General features: G+C 61.8%; 1 protein-coding gene. It reads right to left on the bottom strand.

From position 1 onward, the window contains the following. Window positions 1-629: glucoamylase family protein (locus IB272_RS34470; protein ID WP_281435550.1), on the bottom strand; the 629-nt coding region annotated here is incomplete at both ends.

Here is a 629-nt window from a genome sequence, read left to right as displayed (position 1 = left end):
CGGCGCATGATGTTCCACAGCAGGCCGGTCCTGTAGTTCTCGATCATCAGCACCACGGGGCCTTGGTCGATGCCGAAATGATAGGGGCTGACCCACCAGCCGGATTCGGTTCCTTCCGCCGGAAAGCTGCGGTTGAAGGAGGGCCTGAAGCCGTAAAGCCTGGTCATGCCGAGATTCATACGGGCACAATTCCAGACCGTCGGAATGACGATTTCCGGCGCGAAGGGCAGGGAGGCGACGACTGCCCAGGGCGACACGGTCCCATCGTCAGGACCGAAGGGGGCGCCGCGGGCGATGTAGTCGAAGAACTCCCGCTCGACACCGTTCACCGTGCGCTTGGTCCAGCCGGGACCGTCGCTTGCGGTGAAGCCCCAGCAATGCTCGCCGTAGCCGACGAAATTCAGCGGGTTGCGGATGGCATATTCCTGCTGGACGAAGGTCGCGTGGCGACTGTTCTGGAAATAGTCGCTGTTGTGCTCGCGCATGAATTCGTCGCGGATGCCGCGGAAATCGACCCACATATGCGAGAGTTGGTGGGTGAAGAGCGGTCCCGAATAGAGCAATTCGCGCCCGTAAAGGTTCCGCCAGTCGTAGCTTGCGGTGTAGGCCGCATAGGCTTCCGGCGGGAG

The organism is Ensifer sp. ENS08 (genome assembly GCF_014852195.1).
GTDB lineage: Bacteria > Pseudomonadota > Alphaproteobacteria > Rhizobiales > Rhizobiaceae > Ensifer > Ensifer adhaerens.
This window is presented reverse-complemented; position numbering and strand designations above follow the sequence as displayed.